Consider the following 23,471-nt stretch of genomic DNA (forward strand, 5'->3'; position numbering starts at 1 on the left):
AAGCATAAAAAGACTGTGCAGCGGATTGGCTGCACAGTTTTCGTTATGCGTATGAGTGTAGACCCGCAATGATTAGATTGACGGCTACTAAATTGAACATGATAATGACGAATCCAGCAACAGCAAGCCATGCCGATTTCTTGCCTTCCCAACCTTGTGATAAGCGAAGGTGCAAGAATGCTGCGTAGAAGAGCCAAGTGATGAGGGCCCATACTTCTTTCGGATCCCAGCCCCAGAATCGCGACCACGCTTCGTGTGCCCAAATCATTGCAAAAATAAGAGCTCCAAGTGTGAATACTGGGAATCCGATGAGCACGGATCGATAACCGATCTCATCCATCAGTTGTGAATTAGCTTTCTTTGCGAATGGCTGCAAGAGTGCAGCAATCGGTCGTCGGAAAATGAGTCTGATCAATATATAGAGAATGATTCCCGTAAATAGCGACCATACAAATGTAGTTAGTGTTTTCGCATTGACGATTGCCGGCATTTCGAACCATGGTTTCATGGTGTCTGTTGTGACCTGTTCGTACTCACTCATGCCAAACAAAGGCGGCATGTTGTACGTCATTTCAGAAGCTTTGCCGTTTTTGTCGACATACGTAAAGTCTGCTTCATAACCCGAAAGGCTAAATGCTGTTGAAGAAACAACAAATCCAAGAACTAGAACTACCGTAAACATAACTGCTTCAAGCCAAAAGCGTTCTTTAGACTTCTTTGTCAAGTCTACGTTCTTTGCAAGATAAATCAGTCCGGCTACCGCACTAATAGCAAGAATAGATTCACCAAGAGCCGCTGTAATAACGTGTACAGTCAACCAATAACTCTTCAGTGCTGGAATTAGTGGTGTGATTTCTCTCGGGAACATACTAGCATATGCAATAATGACAATCGCAATCGGAAGCGCGAACAAACCGAGCGAAGGTGTTTTGTAGATAAAGAAAATGAGAATGAATGATCCGACAAGCATCATACTGAATGCAGTCGTAAATTCAAACATATTGCTGACAGGAGCATGTCCCGCTGCAATCCAGCGTGTTATGAAATAGCCTAGTTGAGCAACAAAACCTATGATTGTAACTACAATCCCGATTTTCCCCCACATGCTATCTTTGTAGGTTTTTTCTGTTTTAGAAACCTTGACTGCCCCTCCAAAAAATAAGGTGCCGACCAGGTAGGCGATAAATGATACTAGCAGTAAATTCGCACTTAATGCCGCGTAATCCATTATTTTGTCTCTCCTTCCGTCGTATCAATGACAGCTTCTTTGTCCTGCTTATCGGTATACGTTGGAAGAGTAGCTACTTCTTTCACTTTATCCAAATCTTTTTTAAGTGTATACCAGTTTTTGTTGGTGTGTGCCGCAATAAGCATTTCAGAACCCGATCCTTTTTGAATCCAAATTCTTCTATGTTGCCAATAGGAACCTTGAATCACACCAATCATAAAGACGATTCCACCTAACAAAAGAATATAAAGTGTCTTGTCTTTACGGATTGTGAGACCTGATGCATCTCTAGTTTCAGCAGAGAGGAACTTAGCCTCGTAATCATTTGGCTCAACTTCTAAAGTCTGTCGAATAGCAACAAAACTCTTCTCGCCATCTGGATGTTCAGGAGTCTTCATATTGAAAATGAATGCTGGGTTGTTCGGAATAGGAGACTTTGATGAAGGCTGTCCATCGACAATTCCATCATAATCCGCATAATATTCCATGAGTTCGATTGAAGTTCCATTCCCAAGATCATAATCTTTAGCCGGCTCGTTCAGATCGATTGTGAATTCTCCAACTGATTGTTCCGTCTTTTTGTTCATCAAAGAGAACGTCATTGTTTTCAATTCACCTGTTTTGTAATCCATTTGGAAAATGCTATACCCATCAAACTTCAATGGTTTGTTGACAATGATCGGATATTCTTTCATGAATTCTACATCTGAAGAACCTGGTAGAGAACCTTCTTTTTCTTTATAGAGTTTAACATCAGATTTGAACTCACTCACGATGGCACCGTTATTATCGATTGCCTCACCGAAAACCTCGTCCGCTTCTCCTTTTGAATACGTTTCTACTGAAAAGTCGACATTTTCAAGTAAATATCCAGGTGCCCCTGGAATTTCTCGCGTTTCCCCTTCGCGGATCCACATCGTTTCGTCGACGTAAAACCCTGGTATACCACGCATTAACACACCTAATAAAAATATGATAAGTCCTGTATGGTTGACGTAGGGTCCCCAACGTCCAAACCGATTCTTTTCAGCGAGGATTGCACCATCTTCGACTTTTACTTTATAGTGTAAATCCTTTAGAGCTTTTTCAGCATTGTTAAAAGATTCATCGGGATCAGAGACATTACTTGCTCCGTAAATTCGTTGTCGTTTCATGAAGGATGGATGACGTTTCGTACGCTGTTTTGTTAATGACTTGTAAAGCGGAATTACCCTGTCCAAACTAGCAATAATAATCGAAGTTCCAAGCATGCCGATTAAAACTTTGAACCACCAGCTGTTATACATATCATAAAACCCAAGCTGATAGTATAATTTCCCGACAGTACCATAGAGGCGCTCATAGTATTCCAGATACTCTGAAGGATCATTCCCACTCACCGGAACATAGAATTTTTGCGGGAAGATTGTACCTATTGCTGACGTCGCTAGAACTGCAATAATTATACTGACACCAATTTTAACACTAGAGAAGAAGTTCCAAATCTTATCGATGACTGATTTTTTATAGGTTTGCGAACGTCTTGCGGATCCTTCATAACGCATGTCGACCATTTCACTTTTTTGTGCTTCATCAGTAAGCGGTCGACCACACTTTTCGCAAAGGACGGTTCCGAAAGGATTTTCGTGACCGCACTGGCATTTAATTTTACTCATTGGATACCATGCTCCTTATTCGGGTTGAATGCTCTCCATAAGAGACACAATTTCAGCTTCGCTCATTTCTCGAGTAACAATTTGTTTAATAACACCGTTTTTATCGATCAGCATTGTCGTTGGCAAAGGGACCACATTATAACTATTTCGGCTCACACTTTTGTTCTTGTCGATCAGAACAGGGAATGTTAGTCCGTATTGGTCAATAAATGTATTCACTTTAAACTCGGATTCACCGATATTAACAGAAAGAACCTGAACACCTTTGTTTGTGAACTCCTTAGAATGCTTTTCAATGTACGGCATTTCTTTTTTACATGGTGGACACCATGTTCCCCAGAAATTTAAAAACACTCCTTGTCCCTCATAATCAGAGAGTTTTACTTTCTTTCCATTCATATCCTGTAGTTCAAAGTTCGGCGCTTTATCTCCGACAGCAAGCACTTTTGTTTCTTTCTTAGAAGTAAGTGCAAAGATAATGGCTGCCGCCAAGACTAGTAAGATCGCTCCTCTAATGAATAGGCGCTTCTTCTTTTTGTCCATCTTAGCCACCTCTTTCCCCCCCTAACGTTAGTACTTCGAATCGTTCGTAGCATCCTTCATTATAACAAAGATGTGTTTTCTAATCGGCTTCGTTCGTGAGTGTTTTGTGAAACATTTGTGTCACAAATCAGCCAATTTTACCGGTTTCTGCGAGAACACGCAGTTGTTTCACCTCATGAGTAGTCAACTCACGCGCCTCACCCGCATTCAAACCTACTGTGGTCAGCGATGCAAATGATTCCCGTCGTAATTTCACAACTGGGCATCCAATGGCGTCAAACATACGACGAACTTGGCGGTTTTTCCCCTCAGAAATGGTAATTTCAACGAGAGCAGTTTGCGTTTTTTTATCCATTGAACGCATCTTAACGTTTGCAGGAGCAGTTAAGCCGTCTTCTAATTCAATTCCATGTTCGAGCTTCTTGAGTGCTTCCCGAGTTGGAACCCCTTTCACTTTTGCAATGTATTGCTTCCGTATTCCGAACTTCGGATGTGTCATTGTGTAAGAGAAATCACCGTCATTCGTCATAATGATTACACCCGACGTGTCATAGTCAAGTCTTCCGACCGGAAAAATCCGCTGTTCAACGCCTGGCATAAGATCCAGTACTGTCTTTCGTCCTTTTTCATCGTGAACCGTTGAAATGTAGCCTCGCGGTTTATACAATAAATAGTAAACGAAGTTTTCTTTGACGACTTGGATACCTTCGACTTCCACTCTATCTGAATTTGTCACTTTCGTTCCAAGTTCTGTTACAACGGATCCATTCACTTTAACTTTGCCTTCCAGGATTAACCCTTCAGCTTTTCTACGGGATGCAACACCAGCTCGTGCTAATACTTTTTGTAGTCTTTCCATTTCCGTCACCTCATTCTTCAGTCTAAAAAATTATGTCATATTTTTATGCAAATGAAAAGAAGACCGCATAAAGCCTCCTTGATATAAAGGAATTTGACCTCTTTCCATCACGTTTGTCCCTTTTTCATAAAAAAGAAAAAAACAGAGGCTTTAAGTAGTCCTCTGCTTCATAGAGTTTCAACTTTTCTAATCATCTTTTTCGTACAAAAGATTTCATTTGCGTTTTAGTTCTACTTCCGCAGTCACCAGTGGCTCTTGGTCGAGCGAGACTGTCCATTGACCTAGTGATGATTGTGTCCCATCTCGCGGGATTAGCATGACAGAACTAACTTTACTCTTCTCTTCCGGTTTGAGCAACACTTTTATAGGTTTCTTCAACTTGGCGGTAACGCCCGGCAAGACTGAATACTCCCCTTTCTTAGCAACAGTTACAACAGAATACTCCTGGAAAACTTTCGCTGAAAGCGATTTATGAATGTTCCAGTCATTCCCACTGTTCAATGTAACGACAATCACTTTCTTCCCATTCTTCTCGAAGTAAGTGGCTAATGTCCTGCCTGCCGCTTTCGTAAAACCAGTTTTACCCGCCACCGCGTCTGTGTCAGAGGTGATAAGGCGATGTTTGTTTTCCCAAACCCCGGGTTGTTTGCCCGTCCGGGTATACTGCTCCGTAGAAGCAATCTTTTTAAATTCCTTATTTTTCATCCCAAAGTAGAGCATCATCGCAGTATCATATGCAGACGACAAATGCTGTTCATCATGAAGACCTGAAGGATTGGTGAAGTGCGTATCCTTTAGTCCATAAAGATCCGCCTGTTCGTTCATAAGATGAACGAACCCTTCTTCAGATCCACCTGCATGCTCAGCTAGTGCCATGGCAGCATCATTTCCTGATCGAAGCATGAGTCCATGCAGTAAATCTTTCGTCGGAACGGTGCTACCCGGTTCTAAATATATCGACGATCCTTCCGCTGATGCCGCCCGCTGCGAAATCTCTATTTCTTCACCAGCTGCACCTGATTCAATAAACGTCAAAGCCGTCCAAATTTTTGTTAAGCTCGCAATCGGTAACTGATCGTGTGGATTGTCTCCATCCAGTATTCTTCCTGTATCAGCATCGATGACCACCCATGACGAATTTACTGCAGCAGTCGCTGTTGGAATGGGCATGAGTACCATTGAAGCACATAGCATCAGTATAGCTAGCACTTTTTTCAAAAACTATTTCCTCCTTCTTCTTGAGCTTCTAATATGTCTTGAAACTTAGTTAGAAATAGGTCTGTATCTTCATCTTCCTCTGTTTCTTGAAGGAGCGGCGGTAAGTCTTCAAGTGAATTGAGTCCGAACCGATCCAAAAAGTACGCCGTTGTTGCATAAAGAATCGGCCGACCACTCGCTTCTAAACGGCCTTTTTCCATGATGAATCCTTTGGAAGCAAGTGTCTGAATAGCTCGTTCGGATTTTACTCCGCGGACATCGTCTACCTCAACACGTGTAACCGGTTGTTTGTAAGCAATTATCGCCAGTACCTCAAGTGCTGCTTGTGTCATCATTTTAGATGGAGGGTTTTCAAACAATCGTTTAATATCCTCTGCGTATTCCGCTTTAGTGACTAGCTGAAAGACCCCTCCGTACTGACGTAATGTAATCCCACTCATTCTCCGTTCTTCGTATCCCGCTAGCAACCGTTCCAAAGCATCTGTCACTTCACCTTCTGTACAAACAGTCAGTGCAGCAAGCTGTTTTAACGTCAGTCCTTCTTCGCCTGCAACGAAAAGAAAACTTTCTAGGGTAGCTGTTAGGATGTCACCTTCATTCATACGTCCGTTCCTCCATTTGCATTCTAATCTGTAACCGGTCAAAATTCCCGTGTTGTTCTACGATAATATCACTTCGTTTCATTAGTTCAAGAATTGACAAAAACGTGATAATTAAACCATTAATGTCTCCTTCTTCAAACAACTCTTCAAAATCACAAGTACCACCCTTACGTTCTACTTGACTCATGATCTCATCCATCTTTTCACCGACAGAAATTTCATTATTTGTTATACTGGCAGACATAGGCGCTTTCAATCTCCTACGCTGCAACATGCGCTGAAACGCACCGATAAGATCAAACACGTTGAGTTCATCACCAGAATCTATTGGGGCCACGGCACCGTATGCTTCCACTTCAGTGGGTGGTTTGGTATAGTGGACAGCACGTTCATCAGCAGATTCTTTCAGTTGCACAGCTGCTTCTTTGTATTTTTTGTATTCGAGTATTCGTGCGATCAGTTCTTCCCGGGGGTCCTCTTCCATGTCGAACTCTTGCCCTTCGTCATCGAACACCTCCCCTTCGTGCACAGGAAGTAGCATTTTACTTTTGATTTCTATCAATGTTGCGGCAAGAACCAAGTATTCACTTAGCTCATCAAGTTCGAGTACACGCATCGCATGCAAGTGTTCTATGTATTGGTTTGTTAACTGCGCCATTGGAATATCATAAATATCAATTTCCAATCGGTTGATTAAATGGAGCAATAAATCTAGTGGACCTTCGAATGCTTCTAGTTTTACATTATAAGACATTTTTTCACCTTTTCTGCTCACAGCAGATGGACTAATGAATAGGAGTGACTGTATGCATCCTTATTTTCATCCGCTCTTCGTCGAGTTTCTTGTATATTTTAATGACAATCAAGATTATTTCGAGGGCCATGAAGTATTAGAAGAATATTGGAAGTCGATTCCTGGGTACTCAAAGGCACATCCACTTACTGCTTATATTTTACTGTCTACGGGGATGTATCATTGGAGACGCGGGAATCTGGATGGAGCTTTACGAACAATCACCAAGGCACATCAGAGATTCACCACTCTCCCATCCAAATACGATGAATATTTAGAAATAGTTGACTTTGACCAACTTATTCAAGACATTACTTTTGCAAAATCTGAGATTTCAGACGGAAATTCGTTCCGTGCTATCGAACTTTCAATCCACTCTCAGCAACTAATTGAATTAGTCCACCAAACTAAACAAAACCTATATTTACTGACCCCCGGCAGCGATGACGTTATTCATAAACATATGCTTAGAGACAGAAGTGATATTCTAAAACTTCGCAACGAAAAGAAGAAGAGCGGACGTTAGCGTTCCGCTCTTGTTTCTTCCAGAACACATTTACTGACAAATGCATCCGTATATTCATTCCCATAGGGAGTTTTGTCCGGAAATTCTTCTTGCAGTTTGGCAACCATTTCTTTCCCGATTCCTTCGCCCCTAAAGGAGGGGTTGATGGATAGGTGTTGAACGACAAATGACTGGTCTGCAACTTCTGCACCGACAATGCCAATGAGATCTTCTTGTTCCTTCACCAAATACATTTCCCAGTTATCATCTGTCTCATAACGGGCCATGGTTTCTTGGAGTTGTTTGACAGGCTGGTCACCGGAACTGTATGAAAGAAATCCCATCGCTATTTTGTGATACGCTTTTTTATAACGAACAAGTTTCATGGGTATCCCTTCACTTTCAATAATACTATCTGCTCGATTTTACAGGATTGTCGATCATTTATCAACTTGGGTCTTAGCGCGGATCAATAATCGGTACAACCAAATACCAATATACCGCTCCCCAAACTAATGCCATAATGACAATTCCCAAAAACAAAAGAAGGTTACGCTTTTTCATTACGATTCTTTCCTCACCTTCTGTTGAAGGGAGAGATCTAAACGAGTAATGTCCTCATAAGTCTCTCGTCGGATAACGATTTGGTGATGTCCTTCTTCTGCAAAAACTACAGCAGGTCTAGGAAGTCTATTGTAATTCCCCGCCATTGAATACGTATACGCCCCCGTACAAAACACTGCTAGGATATCGCCTTCAGTAACGTCCGCTAGTTTTGCATCCACAATGAGCTTATCTCCTGATTCGCAGCATTTCCCCGCTATCGTAACGGTTGTATCATGAGGATCAAACATCCGATTTGCAACTGCCGCTGAATAGTTTGCATCGTATAATGCGGGGCGGATATTATCCGACATCCCACCATCGACTGCAATGTATGTGCGTATTCCTGGCACTTCTTTTTCACTTCCAGCTGTGTAGAGAGTTGTTCCTGCATCTCCTACAAGTGACCGACCTGGCTCTATCCAAATTTCGGGAAGTGGATAGTTCCAACTTTTTGATAATCCTAAGACGACTTCAGCCATTTTTTCTACATATTGAGAGGGTTCTAGCGGGTGATCTTCCTCCGTATACCTGATTCCGAATCCTCCACCTAGGTTCAGAACTGTGCAAACAAACGAATGGCTTTCTTTCCACACTTGCATTTTTTTCATTAGTGCTTCTGCTGCATGTGTAAATGCATCCGTCTCAAAGATCTGAGATCCAATATGACAATGGAGTCCTAGCAATTGTAAATATGGTGCATCGTAAGCAAGTTCAAATGCTTTGTCTGCTTGTCCGTTTTTAAGGTCAAAACCGAATTTGGAATCTTCTTGCCCAGTCGTAATGAATTCATGAGTGTGAGCTTCTACACCCGGCGTAACTCGTAGCAAGATGTTCATTTGCTGTTTTCGGGTAGATGCGATTTCTTTCACCATGGACAGCTCTAAAAAGTTATCTACGACAATGCAACCTATTTTTTCATCGAATGCATAGTTTAATTCCATATAGCTTTTGTTATTTCCATGGAAGTGAATACGCTCTCTAGGAAAGTTAGCTTTCGCAGCTGTAAACAATTCTCCGCCTGAAACAACATCTAGGGACAATCCCTCTTGTGCGGCTAGTTCATAAATGGCAACCGAAGAAAACGCTTTGCTTGCATAAGCAACTTGAGCTTCTATCCCCATCGCTTTAAATGTACTTTGAAAACCTGCTGCTCGCTTACGAAATAACGCAGTATCATAGACGACAAGCGGTGTGCCATAAACATGCGCAAGATCAATCGCATCTGTGCCACCAATGACTAAGTGCCCTTTGTCGTTCACCTTTTGAGTTCCGTATAAGTCCATCGGTTACGCCTCCACTCCAATAATTGCGATAAATCTCCTCTTACAGATTCCTATTGTAGAAGGAGTTGTCTATGGACAAATTTATCACAACTTTTAGGGTGAGGCAATTGTTTACGGCATTCGATTACGCTTAGGAGAGTGTGTAATAAAAGGTCTTGGCATATCCGCAGTCATCGGTTGACGCAGGATTACGCGGAGCATCGCTTTCGGGAAAAATGGCAACGCCGGCCATAAGTAGGGAACATTTAACGGCTTCATAGAACTCAGGTAGTAGAACAATACCGCAAGCATAATGAAAAACCCTGGTGCTCCAGCAACAGCAACAGCTATAAGTAAGGCAATCCTGAAAATCTTAGTTGTAATACTCAATTCATAAGAAGGAATCGCAAATGTTAAAATGGCACTAACCGCTACATATAAAACCACTTCGGGTGTAAATAGGCCGACATCAATCGCCACTTGTCCAATGACGATTGCAGCAACTAGCCCCATGGCGGTCGTCATCGGAGTCGGTGTATGAATGGCTGCCATCCTCAGTACTTCTATTCCTAGGTCTGCAAGTAATAACTGGACGAATAATGGAACAGCCCCGGGATCATCCGGACCAATGTAATGCAAAAACTGAGGAATGTGTTGAGTTTTTGTTGCAAGTAAATACCAAAATGGAAGCAATAGAAGACTGAAAATTGCACCTGCCATGCGAATCATGCGAACGAACGTCCCTATAAAGGGAGCTTGTCTGTATTCTTCTGCATGTTGCATATGATCAAAAATTGTGGTCGGCACGAGGATAGCAGATGGAGAAGTATCGACAACAAGAGCAATATGTCCTTCTAAGAGGTGTGCTGCACAAATGTCAGGTCGTTCCGTGTATCGAACAAATGGCATCGGATTAAACCTCTGCTTGAATAGAAATTCTTCCAATGACTTATCCGTCATCGTTAGCCCATCTGTTTCAATTTCATCCATTCTTTTACGAATACCGTCTAATATATCTTCATTGGCCGCTCCTTTGATATAGGAGATGGCAACATCTGTTTTTCCAACCGCAGATACTTTATGCATTTCAAATCGCAGTTTCGGTGTCCGTAATCTTCTTCTTATCAAAGTTGTATTTTGAAGAATGTTCTCGGTGAACCCATCCCTGGACCCTCTTATTACTTTTTCATTATCAGGTTCTTCTGGTTGTCTCCCAGGATAACTTCTAATGTCGATAAGGAAAGTGAAACCATCATCAGACACGAACCCTGCAAGTCCACTCAAAAGTGATGTTAAAAATTCGTCCCGACTTTTTGGTTGCTCTACTGCGTGATATGGGAAGTAGGAGAGCAGCTTCTCACCTGAATGGTGAGAAGCTTCACTTCCTCTATCTGCATCTTGCATTTCAGTTAATAACGTCGTGATCGTCTGCCCATCAACAAGCCCATTAATGTATAGAAGAAGAACAGGCATTTCCCATAAATGAATTTCTCGTGTTACGGCATCATACGTTTCTCCCGTTCCAAACTTATCGACAAACCACGCTTGTGCTTCAGTCTTAGATGTAAATAATGGATTCATTTATCGATCAGCCCTCGCTTTATCCAACGTTTCTTCTGCGGTTGCACCCATCCATGTTTTCAGCTGGGCTAGAATTTTCTTTTCTAATCGTGACACTTGGACTTGAGAAATCCCAATTCGTTCTGCAATGTCACTTTGTGTGCAATCTAAATAATAGCGCATGTAAATAATTGTCTGATCTCGTTTGTTAAGTTTCGAAACAACGTCTCGCAAAGGTATGTGGTCAAATAACCGGGTAGAACGGTCATCTTTAAGCTGATCCATCAGTGTCAAACTGTCTCCATCACTGTCGTACAGTTGTTCATGCAAGGATGCTGGATCTCTCAAAGCGTCAGATGCTAAAATAATCTCATCTATCGTGACTTCAAGTGTTTTAGCGAGCTCAGAAATGGAAGGTGAAGTTCCATGCTCCTTCACATAACTGTCTGTCGCATGTCTGATTTTAAAACTGAGTTCACGAATGGATCGACTCACTTTCACCATTCCATCATCTCGTAGAAATCGTTGTATTTCCCCGACTATCATTGGAACTGCATACGTTGAAAACTTTACTTCATAAGACAAATCAAATTTATCAATCGATTTCATAAGACCGATACAGCCGATTTGAAACAGATCCTCCAAGTCTGCACCACGCGAAGCGAACCGCTGAACAATTGACCAGACGAGGCGTGTATTCCCTTCCACCATACGTCTGCGGGATTCCTTATCGCCTGCTTGGGACTGTTGAATCAGCATGCGCATTTCCTCTTGGGATAGAAGTGCTCCATTTTTTTCAACAGACATTTCCATAGGTCACCTCATTCTGCTTTTTTCCGTGACCGGAGAAAATGTTTTTTCAAACCGCACGACAGTCCCTTGTCCAATTGCGGATTCAACTGACAAATTGTCCGCAAAGCTTTCCATGATTGTGAATCCCATCCCAGATCTTTCTAATAATGGCTTCGTTGTGAACATTGGCTCCATCGCCTGATCTACGTCGAAAATACCATTTCCTTCGTCCGTAATTTTCATCGTCACTTTACTGTCTTCAATTTTCCCATGAATGGTCACTTTTCTTTTCCCATCGCAGTCATAGCCATGAATAATTGCATTGGTCACAGCTTCAGAAACAATCGTTTTAAATTCGGATAACTCTTCAATCGTCGGATCTAAAGGTGTTATGAAACACGTCATCGTCATTCTAGCTAACGCTTCGTTTTCTTCGATTGCGACAAATGACAATGTCATCTCATTGTTCATGTAAAACCCCTCCGATTTCACCTATAGCTTTTTCTACGTTGCAATGCCTCACCACTGTGCCAAGTCCTGAAAACTGAAAAATTTTCTCCATAGTAGCCGAGGGATTTAGTATGAGCGTCTCTCCATTTTGCGGAGCAAGATCTCGCATTCTCCCTAAAATCAATCCAATCCCTGAACTATCCATAAAACCGAGATGTGTCAGATCCCAAATGACCCCATGTACTTTTCCACTAAAGATTTCCGATGAAATTTGTGTTCGAATGCGATTGGCTTCATGATTTCCTAATTCTCCGCGTAACGTCACAACTATGATGCCGTTTTTTGTAATTGCTATATCTGTCATCGTCAACCCCTCCTTCTCGCCAACTATTCAACGGCGGTAAAGCGGAACCCTTCTTCATGACAAAACTAGTCAAAACTAGTGTTCACGTTACATGAACCGACAACAGAACTTACACTCAGACTGTCCAAAATTGACAGTCTTTAGACAACTATTCTTTTTTTCACATAAAAAAAGCACCATTCACAACAATCGTGAAATGGTGCTTTTCTCATTTTTAGTTCATCTTATTCCATGACTTTATGAATCAGTTTAGGACGTTTTGGCGCATGTTGTGAAATATGAATATGCTTAAGTAGCAAACTTTCGGTCTGCAAGATGTTTTCTGTATTTGAGTGGATGACGGCAATCGCTTCCCCAGATTTAACAGCATCACCTATTTTTTTCTTCAGGACAATGCCCACTGACAAGTCGATATCGTCTTCTTTCGTTGCTCTTCCAGCTCCAAGCAGCATAGCTGCAACGCCGATTTCATCCGCTTCCATCTTTGTTATAAATCCAGTAGTTGTCGATTTCACTTCAATTTGAAAAGCAGCTTTCGGCAAAAGTTCAGGATTTTTCACAATGGCAGGATTACCACCTTGTGCTTCAAGAAACTTAGCAAACAGCTCCAGTGCAGAGCCATCTTTAATGACCTGATTTAGCTGATTTCGAGCTTCTTTTGTATCTTTCGCTTTTCCGCCAGCAATTAACATTTTACTGCCAAGAACAAGACACAACTCAGTTAAATCTTCCGGCCCATTACCGTTTAGCGTATCAATCGCTTCTTCCACTTCTAGAGCATTTCCAATTGCGTATCCAAGTGGCTGACTCATATCTGAAATAACAGCCATCGTATTGCGCCCTACTTCTCTACCGATCGCTACCATCGATTGGGCAAGTGCCTCTGCATCTTCAGTAGTTTTCATGAAAGCACCGTCACCCGTTTTCACATCCAACACGATGGCATCCGCACCCGCTGCAATTTTCTTACTCATAATGGAGCTCGCAATGAGTGGAATGCTGTCTACAGTTGCTGTAACATCACGGAGTGCGTATAGCTTTTTATCGGCTGGTGTCAAATTACCGCTTTGCCCAATAACCGCTAACTTCAAATCGTTCACTTGTTTCACGAACTGTTCTTCCGTGATTTCCACATGAAATCCTTCGATTGCTTCTAACTTATCGAGGGTCCCTCCAGTGTGTCCAAGTCCTCTTCCACTCATTTTCGCAACAGGTACTCCGCATGCGGCTACAAGTGGTGCAAGAATTAGCGTCGTTGTATCCCCAACGCCTCCTGTAGAATGTTTATCGACCTTAATCCCTTCAATTGCTGACAAATCGATTTGGTCGCCAGAATTCACCATTGCCATCGTTAAATAGCCTTGTTCCTCTGCGTCCATACCAGAAAAATAAACCGCCATTAGAAATGCGCTCGCTTGATAATCGCTAATCGAGCCATCTGTATATCCATTTACGAAGAAACGAATTTCTTCTTCTGACAACATCTCGCCATCTCTTTTTTTCTGAATCACATCGACCATTCTCATTCTTATCACCGTACCTTTTCGTTAAGTGATTGTAAAAAGCTCTCTCCAAATTCAGGTGCTTTTGCTCCAAAGTTCTCTGCAATCGTTGCCCCGATATCTGCAAACGTTTTGCGAAGCGGAATAGTGCCGCCACTTGTAAAACGAGTTGAATATACGAGTAATGGAACAAACTCCCGTGTATGATCGGTACCTTCATGGATTGGATCGTTCCCGTGATCTGCAGTGATGATCAATAAATCATCCTGTTTCAATCGGCTCATTATTTCAGGCATCCGTGCATCAAACTCTTGTAATGCAAGTCCGTAGCCTTCAGGATCACGACGGTGACCGAACAGCGCATCGAAGTCAACAAGATTTGTAAAACTTAACCCTTCAAAATCCGAGTCCATTTCGACGAGTAACTTATCCACACCATCCATATTGCTCTTTGTACGGACAGCTTTTGTGACACCTTCATTATTAAAAATGTCCGAAATTTTCCCTACAGCTACTACATCTCGTCCAATATCTTGTAATGCATTCATGACGGTAGGAGAAAACGGTTTAAGCGCATAATCATGGCGATTTGTCGTACGGGTAAAGCTCCCCGGCTCTCCGATGAACGGTCTCGCAATGACACGACCAACTAGAAATTCCGGCTCTAGCGTAAGTTCACGTGCAATTTCACAAATACGATATTGCTCTTCAATCGGTATGATTTCTTCATGTGCAGCAATTTGAAGGACTGGATCCGCAGATGTATAAACAATAAGTGCTCCAGTTTCCATATGCTCTTTTCCGTATTCTTCAATAACTGCAGTACCACTTGCCGGTTCGTTACAAATGACTTTTCGACCCGTTCGTTTTTCCAGTTCTTCAATTAGTTCAGAGGGAAATCCATTTGGATATACTTTAAAAGGTTGATCTATATTAAGCCCCATCATTTCCCAATGCCCTGTCATCGTATCTTTTCCAACAGAAGCTTCTTGCATTTTACCGTATAATCCAATAGGTGACTGTTCTTCAGGAATGCCTTGAATTTTTTTAATATTAGACAAACCCATTCGAGCTAAGTTTGGCATATGTAGACCGTTTTCCATATGTTCCCCAATATGACCGAGTGTGTCGGCGCCTTCATCCCCAAATAAATGGGCATCCGGGGCTTCACCAATCCCGACTGAATCTAAAACGATTAAGTGAATTCTTTTAAATGATTGTGTACTCAATTGAATTGCCTCCTAAAATTATATGATTATGCTCTTGGATGAAACTGACTATATACGTCTTTTAGTCGTGTTCGACTGACATGTGTGTAAATTTGGGTCGTTGAAATATCAGCATGGCCGAGCATTTCCTGTACAGCCCTTAGATCAGCGCCATTTTCAACAAGATGTGTTGCAAACGAGTGACGTAACATGTGAGGCGTTAACTTTTGAGTCAATCCCGCATTTTTGGAGGCCTCTTGTAAAAGACTCCAAATGCTTTGACGTGTTAAGCGGCCACCCCTGGTATTCAAGAAGAGCGCATCTTTCCCTGATATAGAAGAAACGAACTCCGGTCTTACGTCTTCAAGATAGCTTGTACACGCTTTCACTGCTGTGTTGCCTAAAGGAATAATCCGTTCCTTACTTCCTTTACCGAAAACGCGAACAAATCCCATCGTCAAATTGATGTCTTCTGCATTCATCCCTATTAGTTCACTTACCCTCATTCCTGTTCCATATAACAATTCAAGGATGGCCGTGTCCCGAATACTTTGAAGTGTCATCGTGCCAACCGACTTGATGAGCTTGTCTATATCCGATACGGATAGAACTCGAGGTAATTTCTTTTCCAGTTTAGGTAACTCCAAGTGAACCGTCGGATCCGTGTCTGTAACTTTATCTCTTAGCATAAACTGATGAAAGGAACGGATGGATGAGATGTGTCTTGAAATTGTTCTTGAAGATTTCCCTTGTTCTTTCAACTGAAATAAGTAATTTGTTATTTGTTGTTGGTCGATTGTGTCTGTTGGTTCTATATTAGTTCCTAACCAGCTTGTATATGCGGTTAAGTCACGTTTGTAAGAAGAGATCGTGTTATCAGCCAACTGCCGTTCGACTTTTAAAAAGTGCAAGTAATCTTGCAGAGCGAATTGCAAGTCTGTCATATGCTGCGGATGTCTGTTAAAACAGCACTATGCTGCAAACACAGACTCCTTCCCTCCCTTTCCAACATAAACGTTAAAAGAGGACAGCATGCTGCCGCCCCCTCTCACTTTCCCTTTGTATCTCCTTCGGATTTGCAACGTTTGCAAATTCCGTGGAAGGTGAGCCAATGATCTTTGACTGTAAATCCAAATCGTTTTTCAACGACTTTTTCTACCTCACCGAGAAGATCTTCTTGAATTTCATCGACTGCTCCGCATTCAATACATATTAGATGATGGTGGAATCTTGCCGCGCCTTCTTTACGTAGATCATAGCGCGCAACGCCATCTCCAAAATTAATTTTGTTTACGACTTTCAATTCAGTTAACAATTCTAGTGTTCTGTAAACTGTAGCTAGACCAATTTCTGGGGCTTTTTCTTTAACAAGCAGAAAAACATCTTCTGCGCTTAAATGGTCTGCCTCGTTTTCCAGAAGTACCATGACTGTAGCTTCCCGTTGAGGCGTCAATTTATAGCTGGCCCCATGTAATTGTTTTTTTATGCGTTCAATTCGGCTTTCCATAGGACGCCCCCCTCAAGAATGATTCTATTATAGCAAATCGTCATTCGTTATGACAATAGAAAGGAAACCGCCCTATAGCGCTTTTAACCTCCTAAGATGTTGTAAACAGCTTTATCTGCGAAGAAAAGTACCAGTCCTACAGCAACAATCATCAGAGGAAGTTTGGTATTGTTAGAACGTTTGACCGATTTGCGAGTGAAAAATGGTGGTGAAAGTGTCCAACAGAATAATAAAACAAGAAACGTTCCTAGTAACTTAAATGGGAACCACCATCCAGAGTAAGCGAGCATATTCACTCCACCAGCAAGAATATGCGCAGAGGCCAGTCCAAACAAAACCGCCTTTAGCGCCCCCACTAGCATTACGAACCATCTAGTTTTCTTGGATAATGACAAAATCATCGCCACTGCGTAAAAAGAAAGAACCGTTGCTAGTTGAATCAGTAAAGAAGTGGAGCTGTTTTGTGCCGCACGACTATCGTAAAGCTGAACTAAAAATGAGAAATCAGCATCAGGAATACCTCGATAGAGTAACACGCCACCTATGTAACCTACGGCGAGAATTACAAATAACTGTAAAAACGATAACGAACGAACCATAGACAAGCACCTCCGAATAGTTTGTACTACTCTATGCTTGTCCGGTTATAATTAGTTCAATTTTTCAGGAGTTCTTTAATATAGAGGACTGCAAAAGCTGTTTTCGCATCATAGATCCTTCCATCTTTCATCATTTCCTCTGCTTCTTCAATCGTACACTCCATAAGGTTGATGAATTCGTCTTCATCCCCCGCTGCAGGGTTCTCCACTTTTTCCAAAGATCTCGCTAAATAGAGATGTATGATCTCGTCTGCAAATCCCGGAGAAGTCGCAAAAGACTGGATATATGTAAATTCGTTCGCTCGGTAGCCTGTTTCTTCTTCAAGCTCACGGATTGCAGTTTTTTCTGGTTTTTCCCCAGGTTCTATTTTACCAGCAGGAATTTCAATGATTGACCGTTCAAGGGCTTTCCTGAATTGTTCAACAAGAATAAGTTCGCCCTGTTCAGTAATGGCGATAATTGCAACTGCTCCGGGGTGTTTGACCAACTCTCGCTTTGCACGTTTGCCGTCAGGCAGTTCAACTTCGTCTACACGTAGTTCAATAATCTTGCCCTTATATAGAGTCTCACTAGACAATGTTCGTTCTTCAAATTTCTTCATAAGGTTCCCCACTTTCCTTCTTGTTTCGACCAGTATACCATGGGAGTAATGGAGGTGTTTGGATGAAGACAAGAGAACTCGGTAAAAGTAGTCTAGCTGTTTCCGAGCTGGGACTAGGGTGCATGTCACTCCCAACTAATCGCAACGAAGTAGATGATATTGTTGCAGCCGCACTAGATGCAGGCATCACATTCTTTGATACTGCAGATTTGTATGAAGGTGGTGCAAATGAGGAAGTTGTCGGACATGCAATCCGCAATCGAAGAGGTGACATCATCCTAGCTACAAAGGTTGGTAATAAGATGAACCCAGACGGAAAAACATGGCATTGGGATGCTTCAAAAGAACACATCATGGAAGGTGTCAAAGAGAGTCTTAGAAGACTTAGTACGGATTATATCGATCTGTATCAGTTACACGGTGGAACAATGGATGATCATGCTGATGAAGTGATTGAAGCGTTTGAACGCCTAAAAGACGAGGGTATAGTCCGCCAATACGGGATCTCATCCATCCGCCCGAATGTCATTCAACGATTTCTGAAGAACAGTAGCGCCGTTTCTGTGATGATGCAATACAATATGCTCGATCGGCGTCCTGAAGAATGGTTTTCAATGATCGAAGAGCACAATGCTTCTGTAATCGTGAGAGGGACATTAGCGAAAGGTCTTCTGACAGTTGAGGGTGAGCAACGAGCTGCTCAGACTGACTCGTTTGTTAGTTATAAGCAACCTTCACTAAGTGAGGCTGTACATAATTTGACAGCAAATGCGACAAATCTCCATGCGGCTGCGATTCACTTTTGTCTTCAGAAAGATGCTGTCGCGACTACATTGGTTGGAGCACGCACTCACCAACAGTTGATGGATTCTATTCACGCTTATGAAGTACCAGTTAGTGATGCAACACTTGACGACCTGACTAAGCTTCTTGAGTTACACAAATACGACCAACATCGAATTTGACTCAGATAGTGAATCAAAAAAGAGTGGGAAGCTAAAAACTAGCCCCCACTCTTTTTATGCTTCTTGTTCAGTTAACACAACTGCTTCTTTACGCTTTCGCTTCGGTAGCATATTAAAGATAATATTTAGCGTAATCGCCGTTATGCTACCTGCGACAATCCCGTTGCTTGTCAATAGTTGGACGCCTTCAGGGAGTTTCGCAAACAACTCTGGTACAACTGATACTCCAAGTCCGATTCCGACTGAACACGCGACAATCATTGCATTGTCTTGTGATTTAACAACAACAGTGCTGAGCATTTTGATCCCTTGGGATACGACCATTCCGAACATTGCAACCATCGCTCCACCAAGAACAGCATTAGGAATAACAGTAGCGAGTGCAGCGACTTTTGGCATGAAACCCAATCCAATCAGCATACCTGCGGTAATTACGAGAACTTTTCTAGACTTCACACCGGACATTTGTATAAGACCAACATTTTGAGAAAACGTCGTATATGGAAATGCGTTGAAGATTCCTCCTAGAACAGATGCAAGGCCTTCTGATCGATACCCTTTTGCAAGATCTTTAGATTTTATGTCTTTTTCACAAATATCCCCGAGTGCAAAATATACTCCTGTTGACTCTACAAGAGACACCATTGCAACTATCGTCATTGTTAAAATTGGTTGCCAATGGAATGTCGGTGTAGCGATGAAGAATGGTTCCGTAATGTGAAACACGGATGCTTCTCCGACAGCTGTGAAGTCAACTACACCCATGAACATCGCTGCGATAGTTCCACCAACCAGGCCAATTAAGATAGCTATCGCCCTTAAAAAGCCTGTGGAAAAGCGGTATACGAGAACGATGAAAGCAAGTGTTCCGAATGACAACACGATATTTGTAATTGACCCAAAATCAGCAGCTCCCTGTCCACCGCCCATGTTGTTAATAGCAACTGGGATTAGTGTGATCCCAATAATAGTTACGACAGAACCTGTAACAACTGGCGGGAAAAACTTGACGAGCTTTCCAAAGAATCCGCTGATGAGTACGATAATTACACCAGACGCAATGACAGAACCATAAATTGCAGATAAGCCAAACGTATTTCCGATTGCGATCATCGGTCCTACAGCTGTGAACGTACAACCAAGCACGACAGGAAGTCCAATACCGAAATAACGATTTGTCATAATTTGAAGCAGGGTTGCGACACCACACATCATAATATCGACAGAAACGAGATACGTAAGCTGTTTAGGTGTAAGTCCAATCGCGCCACCTACGATTAGTGGAACGAGAACTGCACCTGCATACATAGCTAACAGATGTTGAATTCCTAGAAGCGTCGTTTTCATTGTTCGACAGCCTCCTTGAAAGTGATTTGTAGGTTTTCAAGTGATTCGATAATTGCCAGCGATTCTACACGAAGCCCTTTTTCTCGTAACATTGCACCACCAGGTTGGAATCCTTTTTCGATGACAATTCCAATCCCTGCCGTTTTTGAACCTGCTTGTTCTGCAATTTCCAACAAGCCTAATACCGCTTGTCCATTTGCAAGAAAGTCATCAATAATCAGCACTGTATCTTCTGAACCCAGGTGTGCTTCCGATACCGATATTTCGTTCGATTCTTGTTTTGTGTATGAGTAAACAGATGCGCTGTAAAGGTTGCTGTTTTGTGTCAATGATTTCCGCTTTCGTGCAAACACTACAGGTACTTTTAACTGAAGTGCCGCCATAATTGAAGGAGCGATCCCTGATGACTCCAATGTCAAAATCTTTGTGATGCCCGAATCTGCAAATTTCTCCGCAAACTCGTTTCCAACAGCTTGCATGAGTTCTGCATCAATTTGGTGATTCAAAAAGGAATCGACTTTCAAGACATCTCCAGGTAACACGTTTCCTTCTTTCATAATCTTATCCTTTAACAGTTGCATCGCATTTCCTCCTCAATGGTATGGCGGACATACAAAAAAGCCGTATGACCCGCGCATCCAATCATATCTATGAGTGGAGCAAGGTCATCACGGCTCAAAATTCACCAGATGGAAACAAGCGAAAATCTGTAGTCATTCTTCAGATTCCCTCAAGTCCGTTGCTCTCATAGTCAGTTTGTTTACGGCAAACCGGTAGAAACTTGCGGACCATATCTCCGCTATTATATGAGTGAATGTATTCGATTTTGACTTTAGTATAGCATGCTCAAACAAGAAAACAAGACCTATTCTAAAATACGAAAAATGTAAGCGGATTCTTTTATAGAACTTCAATTGCTTGCTCTACTGAGTAGGGCGATAGGTCAATATCGACTTGACTATCTGAAATTAGCTGAGCTAGCAATTTACCTAAATAAGGACCTGCTGTAAGTCCGGATGCCCCTAATCCGTTTGCTATAAAAATTGCGGGATGCTCTGGTAAGGAACCAATGACCGGAAGAAATCCAGGAGTAAATGGTCGTACGCCTGTCCGTACTTCCAACAATTCTGCATTCTCTAATCCAGGTGCTACGTCCAATGCTTTGGTTAACACCTCTTGAACCCCACCTACTGTGATAGATGGTTGAAAAACATCTTCGTCTTCATGTGTCGCCCCCGCGATTACTCGTCCATCATTGAGAGAGAGTAAATATTGGTCACCAGGTGGTATCACGACTGGCCAGTTCAAACTGTTCTCATCGTTTGGATCCATATGGACAATTTGAGCTTTCTGACCTCGAACGTTGAGACGAACGTTAAGTGAGCTCAAATCCGGCGCCCACGCACCCGTAGTTAGAATAATTTTATCTGCTTCGTAGATTTGTTTTTCACATACTACTTGAATTTCATTGTTTTCTTTTCGGAGTGTCGCACTCCCCTCCAGAAAAACTGCACCATAATGCTTAGCAGCCCGTATCAAGGCTTGTTGAAGTTGGCGTCCATCGACCCGCGCGGCCCCAGATATGTATATCGATTGAAATCCTTCAGCAATCGGAGGATAATACTGCTTAGTTTGTGCTTCAGTCAGCTTTTCAATGTGACCGATTTCAGGCGCCTGTTCTCTTCTCGCATGTGCACGCTCATATGCTTTTTCAAGTTTAGTCTCATCTGCAAATAAGCTAATTGCACCTACATGACGATAACCTGTTTCTGACTCACCGAGTGCTTCAAGTTCTTCAATGAGTGTCTTATAATGCTTAGCGCCATTTCGGACAAGTTTGTACCAGTCCTGATTTCTGCGCTGAGATAACCAAGGACAAATAATCCCAGCAGCGGCCTTAGTTGCACTTCCATGATCATTTCTGTCGATCACTGTAACAGCGGCACCGCGTTTTGCAAGTTCGTATGCTGTAGATGAACCTAAAATTCCCGAACCAATAATTATAATCTGCTCCACTGTGTTCCCTCCTTTTCACCCTAACAGTGTATAACGGTCAACAACATTCCTCAAACCGAGGACTCTGTAATCGTTTTCAAAATTGTAACAAAAGTAATATACGAACTATTCTTTCATTTACGAGAGAATGGCGTATAATGGCAGTATTCGATATATCAAATGCAAGTGACATTTAACTGAAAAGGGGAAATAAGCCATGACGACATCTAAGATTGATTTCAACCTTACCGATTCCCGTAAAGAAAAACCGAACGAAGAGAATCTTGTATTTGGTCGACATTTCACAGACCATATGTTTATTGCAGATTTTGTAAAAGGGATTGGGTGGCAAAACCATCGTATCGTCCCGTATGCACCGATTTCGCTCGATCCGGCGGCCATCGTATTCCACTATGGTCAGACAGTATTCGAAGGGATGAAAGCGTATCGTGCAAAAGACAATTCCATTCGTCTATTCCGTCCTAAGGAAAACTTCAAGCGTCTGAATCGTTCATTAGACAGATTATGTATGCCTCAAGTAGACGAAGAAAAAGCAATCGAAGGGTTACTTGAATTATTGAAAGTAGAGGAAGAATGGGTCCCTAAATTAGAAGGTAATTCCCTTTACATTCGTCCATTTGTGATCGCAACGGAAGCTTTCTTGGGGGTTGCCCCAGCTACCACTTATCAGTTTTACATCATCCTGTCTCCAGTAGGATCTTACTATGAAGAAGGTATCCATCCAGTTAAAATCTTAGTTGAAAATGAATTTGTCCGTGCTGTCAAAGGTGGAACCGGTGGTGCTAAGACAGCTGGCAACTATGCTTCTGCTTTGAAAGCACAAGAAACGGCAAGTGCTCAAGGCTACTCACAAGTAATGTGGCTCGATGGAGTGGAACGAAAGTATGTCGAAGAAGTGGGCAGTATGAATATTTTCTTTAAAATCGACGGTGAAGTCATCACTCCTGCCATTAATGGAAGCATCCTTGAAGGGATTACACGTAAATCCATTATCGAGCTTCTCAATCACTGGGGAACTCCTGTGACAGAACGTAAAATTTCAATGGAAGAATTGGCTGAAGCTCATGCATCAGGAAAATTGGAAGAAGTTTTCGGTACGGGTACAGCAGCTGTAATCTCTCCAGTTGGCGAATTGAACTGGAATGGTAAAATCATGACAGTCAATGCAGGTAAGACAGGTGCTCTTTCTAAGAAATTATACGATACATTAACGCAAATACAATTAGGTGATGAAGAAGATACGCTTCAATGGGTAACCGAACTTTCGCCATCGTCTGTAAAATAAGTT

At 42.2% G+C, this 23,471-nt stretch carries 25 protein-coding genes and 1 riboswitch; of the genes, 3 read left to right on the plus strand and 22 right to left on the minus strand.

What is annotated here, in order from left to right; genetic code table 11:
* Positions 1-43: 43 nt before the first annotated feature.
* From ccsB to N693_RS0111445, 7 genes are all read right to left on the minus strand, one after another.
* On the minus strand, positions 44-1,228 hold the full coding sequence (ccsB, locus tag N693_RS0111415) for a c-type cytochrome biogenesis protein CcsB (RefSeq protein ID WP_025784928.1): 1,185 nt from the start codon (positions 1,226-1,228) through the stop codon (positions 44-46).
* Positions 1,228-2,883, minus strand: a complete 1,656-nt coding sequence (locus N693_RS0111420; protein ID WP_025784930.1) for a cytochrome c biogenesis protein ResB — start codon at positions 2,881-2,883, stop codon at positions 1,228-1,230. Before N693_RS0111420 ends, ccsB begins: the two co-directional genes overlap by 1 nt.
* 15 nt (positions 2,884-2,898) lie before the next feature.
* Positions 2,899-3,426, minus strand: coding sequence for a thiol-disulfide oxidoreductase ResA (gene resA, locus N693_RS0111425; RefSeq protein WP_025784932.1), 528 nt, complete (start codon positions 3,424-3,426; stop codon positions 2,899-2,901).
* Between the two features lie 127 nt (positions 3,427-3,553).
* Positions 3,554-4,285 (minus strand): pseudouridine synthase, encoded by a 732-nt coding sequence (locus N693_RS0111430; RefSeq protein ID WP_025784933.1) that lies wholly within the window; start codon positions 4,283-4,285, stop codon positions 3,554-3,556.
* A 213-nt stretch (positions 4,286-4,498) separates the two neighbouring features.
* Positions 4,499-5,494, minus strand: a complete 996-nt coding sequence (locus tag N693_RS0111435) for a D-alanyl-D-alanine carboxypeptidase family protein (RefSeq protein WP_253271192.1) — start codon at positions 5,492-5,494, stop codon at positions 4,499-4,501.
* Positions 5,495-5,499: 5 nt separating this feature from the next.
* On the minus strand, positions 5,500-6,105 hold the full coding sequence (gene scpB, locus N693_RS0111440; protein WP_025784935.1) for an SMC-Scp complex subunit ScpB: 606 nt from the start codon (positions 6,103-6,105) through the stop codon (positions 5,500-5,502).
* Positions 6,098-6,859: a segregation/condensation protein A gene (locus N693_RS0111445; protein WP_025784936.1), complete on the minus strand. Its 762-nt coding sequence runs from the start codon at positions 6,857-6,859 to the stop codon at positions 6,098-6,100. The genes scpB and N693_RS0111445 overlap by 8 nt, the downstream gene beginning before the upstream one ends.
* A 52-nt stretch (positions 6,860-6,911) precedes the next feature.
* Here N693_RS0111445 and N693_RS0111450 point away from each other — a divergent pair, with 52 nt between their 5' ends.
* Positions 6,912-7,424 (plus strand): DUF309 domain-containing protein, encoded by a 513-nt coding sequence (locus N693_RS0111450; protein WP_025784937.1) that lies wholly within the window; start codon positions 6,912-6,914, stop codon positions 7,422-7,424.
* Here N693_RS0111450 and N693_RS0111455 read toward each other — a convergent pair.
* The 12 genes from N693_RS0111455 to N693_RS0111515 form a co-directional block, all read right to left on the minus strand.
* Positions 7,421-7,789, minus strand: coding sequence for a GNAT family N-acetyltransferase (locus N693_RS0111455; protein WP_025784938.1), 369 nt, complete (start codon positions 7,787-7,789; stop codon positions 7,421-7,423). The genes N693_RS0111450 and N693_RS0111455 overlap by 4 nt on opposite strands.
* A 177-nt stretch (positions 7,790-7,966) precedes the next feature.
* Entirely contained in the window at positions 7,967-9,292 is a 1,326-nt protein-coding gene (gene lysA, locus N693_RS0111465; RefSeq protein ID WP_025784939.1) for a diaminopimelate decarboxylase, read from the minus strand.
* Positions 9,293-9,403: 111 nt separating this feature from the next.
* Entirely contained in the window at positions 9,404-10,852 is a 1,449-nt protein-coding gene (locus tag N693_RS0111470) for a spore germination protein (RefSeq protein ID WP_025784940.1), read from the minus strand.
* Complete coding sequence (locus N693_RS0111475) at positions 10,853-11,644, minus strand: SigF/SigG family RNA polymerase sporulation sigma factor (protein WP_025784941.1); 792 nt, start codon at positions 11,642-11,644, stop codon at positions 10,853-10,855.
* Between the two features lie 3 nt (positions 11,645-11,647).
* On the minus strand, positions 11,648-12,094 hold the full coding sequence (spoIIAB, locus tag N693_RS0111480; protein WP_025784942.1) for an anti-sigma F factor: 447 nt from the start codon (positions 12,092-12,094) through the stop codon (positions 11,648-11,650).
* Complete coding sequence (locus N693_RS0111485; protein ID WP_025784943.1) at positions 12,084-12,437, minus strand: anti-sigma factor antagonist; 354 nt, start codon at positions 12,435-12,437, stop codon at positions 12,084-12,086. The genes spoIIAB and N693_RS0111485 overlap by 11 nt, the downstream gene beginning before the upstream one ends.
* A 224-nt stretch (positions 12,438-12,661) precedes the next feature.
* Positions 12,662-13,963, minus strand: a complete 1,302-nt coding sequence (locus N693_RS0111490) for a pyrimidine-nucleoside phosphorylase (protein WP_025784944.1) — start codon at positions 13,961-13,963, stop codon at positions 12,662-12,664.
* A 5-nt stretch (positions 13,964-13,968) separates the two neighbouring features.
* The gene (gene deoB, locus N693_RS0111495; RefSeq protein ID WP_025784945.1) at positions 13,969-15,168 is read right to left on the minus strand and encodes a phosphopentomutase; all 1,200 of its coding nucleotides are present in this window, start codon (positions 15,166-15,168) and stop codon (positions 13,969-13,971) included.
* A gap of 26 nt (positions 15,169-15,194) precedes the next feature.
* A complete protein-coding gene (gene xerD, locus N693_RS0111500) occupies positions 15,195-16,091 on the minus strand; it encodes a site-specific tyrosine recombinase XerD (protein WP_025784946.1) in 897 nt (298 codons plus the stop codon).
* A 104-nt stretch (positions 16,092-16,195) separates the two neighbouring features.
* The gene (locus tag N693_RS0111505; protein ID WP_025784947.1) at positions 16,196-16,654 is read right to left on the minus strand and encodes a Fur family transcriptional regulator; all 459 of its coding nucleotides are present in this window, start codon (positions 16,652-16,654) and stop codon (positions 16,196-16,198) included.
* A gap of 83 nt (positions 16,655-16,737) precedes the next feature.
* Positions 16,738-17,253, minus strand: a complete 516-nt coding sequence (locus N693_RS0111510) for a hypothetical protein (protein ID WP_025784948.1) — start codon at positions 17,251-17,253, stop codon at positions 16,738-16,740.
* Positions 17,254-17,309: 56 nt separating this feature from the next.
* Entirely contained in the window at positions 17,310-17,855 is a 546-nt protein-coding gene (locus tag N693_RS0111515; protein ID WP_025784949.1) for an NUDIX domain-containing protein, read from the minus strand.
* A gap of 62 nt (positions 17,856-17,917) precedes the next feature.
* On the opposite strand from N693_RS0111515, the gene N693_RS0111520 reads away from it, so the two are divergent.
* Complete coding sequence (locus N693_RS0111520; protein ID WP_025784950.1) at positions 17,918-18,820, plus strand: aldo/keto reductase; 903 nt, start codon at positions 17,918-17,920, stop codon at positions 18,818-18,820.
* A 54-nt stretch (positions 18,821-18,874) separates the two neighbouring features.
* Here the strand turns inward: N693_RS0111520 and N693_RS0111525 are convergent, their stop codons facing one another.
* The 3 genes from N693_RS0111525 to N693_RS0111535 all read right to left on the minus strand — a co-directional run bounded on the left by N693_RS0111525 (position 18,875) and on the right by N693_RS0111535 (position 22,183).
* Positions 18,875-20,167: a nucleobase:cation symporter-2 family protein gene (locus N693_RS0111525; protein WP_025784951.1), complete on the minus strand. Its 1,293-nt coding sequence runs from the start codon at positions 20,165-20,167 to the stop codon at positions 18,875-18,877.
* Positions 20,164-20,748: a xanthine phosphoribosyltransferase gene (locus tag N693_RS0111530; RefSeq protein ID WP_025784952.1), complete on the minus strand. Its 585-nt coding sequence runs from the start codon at positions 20,746-20,748 to the stop codon at positions 20,164-20,166. The genes N693_RS0111525 and N693_RS0111530 overlap by 4 nt, the downstream gene beginning before the upstream one ends.
* Positions 20,749-20,895: 147 nt before the next feature.
* A riboswitch (purine riboswitch) is annotated at positions 20,896-20,997 on the minus strand.
* 70 nt (positions 20,998-21,067) lie between these two features.
* Positions 21,068-22,183, minus strand: coding sequence for an FAD-binding oxidoreductase (locus tag N693_RS0111535; protein ID WP_025784953.1), 1,116 nt, complete (start codon positions 22,181-22,183; stop codon positions 21,068-21,070).
* A 196-nt stretch (positions 22,184-22,379) separates the two neighbouring features.
* On the opposite strand from N693_RS0111535, the gene N693_RS0111540 reads away from it, so the two are divergent.
* Entirely contained in the window at positions 22,380-23,468 is a 1,089-nt protein-coding gene (locus tag N693_RS0111540) for a branched-chain amino acid aminotransferase (RefSeq protein ID WP_025784954.1), read from the plus strand.
* The last annotated feature ends 3 nt before the right edge of the window (positions 23,469-23,471 follow it).

Source organism: Sporosarcina sp. D27, from assembly GCF_000586555.1.
In the GTDB taxonomy this organism is placed as follows: Bacteria; Bacillota; Bacilli; order Bacillales_A; family Planococcaceae; genus Sporosarcina.

What these genes read in the sequence shown, in the direction of transcription:
- N693_RS0111510 (WP_025784948.1), bottom strand. Translation starts at nt 17,253, where the DNA reads ATGGTTCGTTCGTTATCGTTTTTACAGTTATTTGTAATTCTCGCCGTA.
- N693_RS0111450 (WP_025784937.1), top strand. Translation starts at nt 6,912, where the DNA reads ATGCATCCTTATTTTCATCCGCTCTTCGTCGAGTTTCTTGTATATTTT.
- scpB (WP_025784935.1), bottom strand. Translation starts at nt 6,105, where the DNA reads ATGAATGAAGGTGACATCCTAACAGCTACCCTAGAAAGTTTTCTTTTC.
- N693_RS0111530 (WP_025784952.1), bottom strand. Translation starts at nt 20,748, where the DNA reads ATGCAACTGTTAAAGGATAAGATTATGAAAGAAGGAAACGTGTTACCT.
- N693_RS0111455 (WP_025784938.1), bottom strand. Translation starts at nt 7,789, where the DNA reads ATGAAACTTGTTCGTTATAAAAAAGCGTATCACAAAATAGCGATGGGA.
- N693_RS0111515 (WP_025784949.1), bottom strand. Translation starts at nt 17,855, where the DNA reads ATGAAGAAATTTGAAGAACGAACATTGTCTAGTGAGACTCTATATAAG.
- N693_RS0111490 (WP_025784944.1), bottom strand. Translation starts at nt 13,963, where the DNA reads ATGAGAATGGTCGATGTGATTCAGAAAAAAAGAGATGGCGAGATGTTG.
- resA (WP_025784932.1), bottom strand. Translation starts at nt 3,426, where the DNA reads ATGGACAAAAAGAAGAAGCGCCTATTCATTAGAGGAGCGATCTTACTA.
- N693_RS0111540 (WP_025784954.1), top strand. Translation starts at nt 22,380, where the DNA reads ATGACGACATCTAAGATTGATTTCAACCTTACCGATTCCCGTAAAGAA.
- lysA (WP_025784939.1), bottom strand. Translation starts at nt 9,292, where the DNA reads ATGGACTTATACGGAACTCAAAAGGTGAACGACAAAGGGCACTTAGTC.
- N693_RS0111475 (WP_025784941.1), bottom strand. Translation starts at nt 11,644, where the DNA reads ATGGAAATGTCTGTTGAAAAAAATGGAGCACTTCTATCCCAAGAGGAA.
- N693_RS0111420 (WP_025784930.1), bottom strand. Translation starts at nt 2,883, where the DNA reads ATGAGTAAAATTAAATGCCAGTGCGGTCACGAAAATCCTTTCGGAACC.
- ccsB (WP_025784928.1), bottom strand. Translation starts at nt 1,228, where the DNA reads ATGGATTACGCGGCATTAAGTGCGAATTTACTGCTAGTATCATTTATC.
- xerD (WP_025784946.1), bottom strand. Translation starts at nt 16,091, where the DNA reads ATGACAGACTTGCAATTCGCTCTGCAAGATTACTTGCACTTTTTAAAA.
- N693_RS0111505 (WP_025784947.1), bottom strand. Translation starts at nt 16,654, where the DNA reads ATGGAAAGCCGAATTGAACGCATAAAAAAACAATTACATGGGGCCAGC.
- N693_RS0111445 (WP_025784936.1), bottom strand. Translation starts at nt 6,859, where the DNA reads ATGTCTTATAATGTAAAACTAGAAGCATTCGAAGGTCCACTAGATTTA.
- N693_RS0111520 (WP_025784950.1), top strand. Translation starts at nt 17,918, where the DNA reads ATGAAGACAAGAGAACTCGGTAAAAGTAGTCTAGCTGTTTCCGAGCTG.
- spoIIAB (WP_025784942.1), bottom strand. Translation starts at nt 12,094, where the DNA reads ATGAACAATGAGATGACATTGTCATTTGTCGCAATCGAAGAAAACGAA.
- N693_RS0111430 (WP_025784933.1), bottom strand. Translation starts at nt 4,285, where the DNA reads ATGGAAAGACTACAAAAAGTATTAGCACGAGCTGGTGTTGCATCCCGT.
- N693_RS0111525 (WP_025784951.1), bottom strand. Translation starts at nt 20,167, where the DNA reads ATGAAAACGACGCTTCTAGGAATTCAACATCTGTTAGCTATGTATGCA.
- N693_RS0111470 (WP_025784940.1), bottom strand. Translation starts at nt 10,852, where the DNA reads ATGAATCCATTATTTACATCTAAGACTGAAGCACAAGCGTGGTTTGTC.
- N693_RS0111485 (WP_025784943.1), bottom strand. Translation starts at nt 12,437, where the DNA reads ATGACAGATATAGCAATTACAAAAAACGGCATCATAGTTGTGACGTTA.